Origin of the sequence: Roseibium sp. (assembly GCF_050301095.1) — a bacterium.
GTDB lineage: Bacteria > Pseudomonadota > Alphaproteobacteria > Rhizobiales > Stappiaceae > Roseibium.
In genome coordinates this window covers 1-4,141 of the sequence record NZ_JBNKYW010000188.1, presented here as the reverse complement: position 1 = coordinate 4,141, position 4,141 = coordinate 1, and the positions used below count along the sequence as shown (strand labels likewise).

Here is a 4,141-nt window from a genome sequence, read left to right as displayed (position 1 = left end):
AGAGGCGTGAAACCCCCTCTGTTGTCATTCCCGCGAAAGCGGGAAACCGGGAAACTCAATTATTTGTAATGGATCGGAGATCTGGTCCCGTGTGTCCTGCGTCCCGGCTATCCGTTACGCTTCGGCCGGGATGACAGGCCGGTGTGACGGGTCTGTGTTGCCGGACGGTCATCAAACCGGAAATGAAAAACCCGCGCCAGTCTCCCGGCACGGGTCATGAATAGCGTCAGATCCGAAAGACCTCAGTTCGGCTTCTGCTCACCGGCCTGCTGTGCGGCGGCCTGCTGCGCCATGTTCTGGCGGTACAGCTGGGCAAAGTCGATCGGGTCGAGCATCAGCGGCGGGAAGCCGCCGTTGCGGGTCGCTTCGGACAGGATGTTGCGTGCGAACGGGAAGATCATGCGCGGGCATTCGATCATGACAAACGGGTGCATATGCTCCTTCGGCACGCCCGTGATCTTGAAGAGACCGGCATAGACCAGTTCCACGTTGAACATGACCATGTCCGGACGCTCGGCCTTGGCGTTCAGCGTGAGGACGACTTCGAACTGTTCCTCGCCGACCGGCTGGGCGCCGACATTGACGTTGATGTCGAGTTTCGGCTGGTCGCCCTGCGTCAGGGAACGCGGCGCGTTGGGGTTTTCGAAAGACAGGTCCTTGATGTATTGGCCAAGGATGTGCATGCCCGGAGCTGCGGCGTCTTCCGCCTGCGGCTGTGCACCGCCTTCATTGGTGTCGGTCATCTTGTCTCATTCCGTTTCGCGGTGCTGATCAGAAATGAAGAGCATAAAAGTGCCTCCAGTCGGCCGCCGGCCCGCGTGATCCGGACAACCCTGTTAGCGGCTGGCTACCATCTACAACCCTCCGGCACAAGTCCTACGGCCTTGCCAGCTGCGGGAAACGGCTTCAAAAGGAACGGATGACGGAAACCGCCTCGAATATCACCCTGCCGCACCGGCGGCTGAAACTGGACACCCTGGTGCGGCTGCGCTGGCTGGCTGTCGGCGGCCAGTCCGCGGCGCTGCTGGTTGTGCATGTAGGGCTCGGCTATCCGCTTCCCATCGGCACCGCCTTTGCCATGGTGGCGCTGTCCGCCTGGCTCAACATCTTCCTGAAGGTGCGCGCGCCTTCGGCCATGCGCCTGTCGGAGCGGGCCGCGACCTTGCAACTGGCCTATGACATCCTGCAGATGAGCGGCCTTCTGTTCCTCACCGGCGGTCTCGGCAATCCCTTCGCGTTTCTGCTGATGGCCCCGGTGATGGTGTCGGCAACGGGCCTGTCAGCCTGGCAGACGGTCATCCTGGGCGTCCTGGCAACGGCCTGTGCCACGGTCCTGGCCGTGTTCCATCTGCCGTTGCCCTGGCCGGTAGGCGATAATTTCAGCCTGCCGGTTGTCTATTCGGTCGGCATCTGGATCGCACTTGTGTCGACGCTCGGCTTCATGGCGATCTATGCGTTCCGGGTTGCCGAGGAAGCCCGCCAGATGGCCGATGCCCTGGCGGCAACGGAACTTGTGCTTGCCCGGGAACAGCATCTCAACGCCCTCGACGGGCTGGCGACAGCCGCCGCCCATGAGCTCGGAACGCCGCTCGCGACGATCTATCTGGTCGCCAAGGAACTCACCGACGAATTCGAGAGCGGCGATGCCCGGGGCGAGGATGTTGCGCTGATCCGGTCCCAGGCGGAACGCTGCCGCGGCATCCTGCGGCAGCTGACCAGCCTGTCGAGCGACGAAGACCTCACCTATCAGCGCATGCCGGTGTCGCAGCTTCTGGAAGATGTCATCGACCCGCACCGGGGAACCGGGGTCGCGATCCATTCCCTGCATGACGGCAAGGGTGCCGAACCGATCGGAACACGGAACGCGGCCATCCGCTACGGACTTGCCAATCTCGTTGAAAACGCAGTGGATTTCGCCAAGTCGCGCGTCGATGTGTCCGCCACCTGGGACGAGACGACCCTGTCCGTCTCGATCAAGGACGACGGTCCCGGGTTTTCCGTCGATATTCTCGGCAAGATCGGCGATCCCTATGTCTCCATCCGGGGCGGCAGACCGCCTCAGCACGGAACGGGCGGTGGCCTCGGTCTCGGAATTTTCATCGCCAAGACCCTGCTGGAGCGCACCGGTGCGAAGCTCGCTCTTGAGAACAGAGCCCCGCCGCAAAGCGGAGCCCTAATTCGCGTCAGCTGGCCGCGAGACGTTTATGAAAGGGATGCCGGAGTGGACGAAACGCCTTTTTCACCCCATAAAAGCAGCAACTGACGGACAAAGCAGGTTGTGCACGAACGAAAAGTCCGCCGCCCGAAACAAGTCGCAAGAACTAAGACGGTAACCCCAGAATGACGGACCAGAACACTTCCCTGAACGCATCGGAGGACATGAGCCTCCTCATTGTCGATGACGACAAGCCCTTCCAGCAGAGGCTGGCCCGGGCGATGGAAAAACGCGGGTTCGAGACCGAAACCGCTGATGGCGTTCAGGATGCGGCTGCCAAGATCGCCCAGAAGGCGCCGGCCTTTGCGATCGTCGACATGCGCCTGGAAGACGGAAACGGCCTCGATGTGATCGAAAACATCCGCCAGAAGCGGCCCGATGCCCGGGCAATCGTCCTGACCGGCTACGGCAATATCGCCACGGCGGTCACGGCCGTGAAGCTTGGGGCCATCGATTATCTGGCCAAGCCCGCCGATCCGGACGACATCGTTGCGGCCCTGGCACGCAAACCGGAAGACAAGGCCCAGCCGCCGGAAAACCCGATGTCGGCGGACCGGGTCCGCTGGGAACATATTCAGCGTGTCTATGAACTGTGCGACCGGAATGTTTCGGAGACCGCGCGGCGCCTGAACATGCACCGACGCACCTTGCAGCGGATCCTGGCCAAACGCGCGCCGCGCTGATGGCCACCCGCCCGGGCTTTGCCGTTGGCCGACTGCGGGCTTGCCCTCAACCGGCCACTTTGCCTATTTATTGCCTAACGCTCCAGGGGCCTGACCCTAACCATGAAGGTGGTTCCCCGCGTTCCAACGGAGATCGCTCATGCGGCAATTTGCTGCCCGTGCTTCTATCGCATCCCTGCTGAAACCCGGCCTTCTTGCCGCCTGCAGCCTGGTTTTCCTGTTGTCCGGACCGGCCGTTAACGCCCAGTCCGTCCCGGAAACCCTGCGCATCAACGTGGAGCCGCCAGAGCCCGGCATCCGCTCGATCACCGTCAACAAGAAGTACCGCCCGATCATCAGCCGGGACGATGCCGGTGTCGTTATTGACACGATGGGCAGCGACAACAAGCTTCCGCCCTGCGACGTGAAGCTGGAAGTGACGCTGGAAAACAGCCGTGTCCTGCACCGTGACGCCAATATCTGCCAAGGCAACGCCCTGATCGTGGACGTGTCCAGCGACGGCAAGCCGGGCGCCGTTGCTCGGGTGGTCGGCACGGAAACCGGAACCTCCGCCGCGCCGGTCAGCAGCGCTTCTGAAGCGCTGTCCTCTTCAGGGTCTTCGACCGCCAGCCTGCCGAAAGCCACCAGCGAACCTTCGGTCACCGAAATCAATCCTCCGGCCGACAGCAACGGCCTGGAACCGCTCGAAAAGGTGGACACGCCCATCTCCACGCCGGAGTCCAATGACACCGAAACGGCGAGCGTGCCTGGAGATTTCGAGACGATGGTCCGGGACAGCATTACCGGTGGTTCAGGCAGTTCCGCTGGTACGGGCAATGCCCAGCCGGTCCTCGTCACGGCACGCGAGGACAGGGAATGGGTTGCCGAGCCCGGCAGCCAACCCGGGTCCATCTCCCTTATCCAGCACACCGTGCCGCAGACCGACGACCGTGACTTCCGCGCCGAATGCGGAACACAGTCCGGATTTGCGAAGATTACCTTCCAGCAGGCGCCGGCAGGCCTGCAGGAAGGCATGCCCCAGGCGGTGCGCATCACGGCCGGTGACTTCGAGGGCGCGTATAACGCCTTCGGTTCGTCCAGCCTGAATGAAGCCGGCGTTTCCCTGCCCGAGGTCAACATCGAGATGACCGACCCGCTTTGGGAAGCCATGATCCGGCAATCGGAACTGTCAATCTCCGTGGAAGGCATGCCGGCTTATGTGGCCTCGCTGAAAGGCAGTGCCAATCCGGTTCGCCTGTTCGTC

General features: G+C 62.5%; 3 protein-coding genes and 1 pseudogene. 3 read left to right on the top strand and 1 reads right to left on the bottom strand.

What is annotated here, in order from left to right:
• Positions 1-242: 242 nt before the first annotated feature.
• Positions 243-743, bottom strand: a complete 501-nt coding sequence (secB, locus tag ACQY7U_RS17345) for a protein-export chaperone SecB (RefSeq protein ID WP_428646959.1) — start codon at positions 741-743, stop codon at positions 243-245.
• A gap of 176 nt (positions 744-919) precedes the next feature.
• Between secB and ACQY7U_RS17340 the strand changes: the two genes are divergently transcribed.
• The 3 genes and pseudogenes from ACQY7U_RS17340 to ACQY7U_RS17330 form a co-directional block, all read left to right on the top strand.
• Complete coding sequence (locus tag ACQY7U_RS17340) at positions 920-2,263, top strand: ActS/PrrB/RegB family redox-sensitive histidine kinase (protein WP_428646957.1); 1,344 nt, start codon at positions 920-922, stop codon at positions 2,261-2,263.
• Positions 2,264-2,340: 77 nt separating this feature from the next.
• Positions 2,341-2,898 (top strand): ActR/PrrA/RegA family redox response regulator transcription factor, encoded by a 558-nt coding sequence (locus ACQY7U_RS17335; protein WP_428646954.1) that lies wholly within the window; start codon positions 2,341-2,343, stop codon positions 2,896-2,898.
• 139 nt (positions 2,899-3,037) lie between these two features.
• Positions 3,038-4,141: pseudogene (locus tag ACQY7U_RS17330) on the top strand (hypothetical protein); the annotation flags it as partial.